Genomic DNA, 314 nt, shown 5'->3' on the forward strand with positions numbered 1-314 from the left:
CCGTGCTTGCCGGCGCGGGCCGCCTCTACCGCCGCGTTTAAGGCCAGGATATTGGTCTGGAAGGCAATCTCATCAATTGCCTTGATTATTTTAGATATATTAGCGGCGGATTCATTAATATCGCTCATGGCCCTGACCATCTGAATCATCTGATTATTGCCTTTCTCCGCGATACTTCTGGCCTGGGTGGCAAGCTGGTTGGCCTGCATGGCGTTATCGGCGTTTTGTTTGGTCTGGGAGTTCATTTCATTCATGGAGGAAGTGAGCTGTTCCATGGTGCTGGCCGACTCTGCCGCGCCCTGCGACAGGGACTG

Annotated in this window: 1 protein-coding gene; it reads right to left on the reverse strand. The window is 53.5% G+C overall.

What is annotated here, in order from left to right; translation table 11 throughout:
* A partial coding sequence (locus Psfp_RS21235) for a methyl-accepting chemotaxis protein (protein ID WP_243120847.1) occupies nt 1–314 on the reverse strand: 314 nt, incomplete at both ends.

The sequence above is a fragment of the Pelotomaculum sp. FP genome (genome assembly GCF_004369245.1).
Lineage (GTDB): Bacteria > Bacillota > Desulfotomaculia > Desulfotomaculales > Pelotomaculaceae > Pelotomaculum_C > Pelotomaculum_C schinkii.